Origin of the sequence: Roseomonas sp. 18066, from assembly GCF_902706185.1 — a bacterium.
Classification (GTDB): Bacteria; Pseudomonadota; Alphaproteobacteria; order Acetobacterales; family Acetobacteraceae; genus Pseudoroseomonas.
This window is the reverse complement of record NZ_CACSJM010000368.1, coordinates 1-437: the sequence shown is the minus strand read 5'-3', so window position 1 is coordinate 437 and position 437 is coordinate 1. Positions and strand designations below refer to the sequence as shown.

The 437-nt window shown below is 40.3% G+C and carries 1 protein-coding gene; it reads right to left on the bottom strand.

Annotated features, from left to right (window positions below; all coding sequences use genetic code 11):
* Positions 1 to 59 precede the first annotated feature (59 nt).
* A complete protein-coding gene (locus GVN67_RS29270) occupies positions 60 to 305 on the bottom strand; it encodes a GrpB family protein (protein WP_001354008.1) in 246 nt (81 codons plus the stop codon).
* Between the last annotated feature and the right edge of the window lie 132 nt (positions 306 to 437).

Sequence of the window (437 nt, the reverse complement as noted above, 5' to 3'; positions counted from 1 at the left end):
AGCAAGAAGATTATGGGTCCAAACTTCATTTGTATATTTTGCAAACAAATATCTGCCTGTCATATCTGTCGGAGTGTGGTGATACTCCTTTGCATTAAAAATGCGCTGATAAAAGGTAGTTCAGCAAAAGGCGAAACGCCAATAAATATATCTATAACCGGTTTCGCCCGTTGATTGGGTATCGCCGTGCTTCCGATATGTTCAATGGCTACGGCATGAGAACCGAAAAAATGGAGCAATTTTATTTTCTCTTCTTCAAAATTCTTTGTCCAATCCGGGTTATATTCCATAATTTCAATTTTCATGATAGTTTCGTCCTTGCCTCAAAAACCATGTTTGGTATTATACTCCATATCTCTCCGGTGCAGGAATAGCCTTTTCTGATGCACGGCTAACAGCTTCCCATTCTTCCCAGGTAGCCATCCGTGCTTTTAAGG

Coding starts and splice junctions, on each gene's coding strand:
- GVN67_RS29270 (WP_001354008.1), bottom strand. CDS start 305: ATGAAAATTGAAATTATGGAATATAACCCGGATTGGACAAAGAATTTT.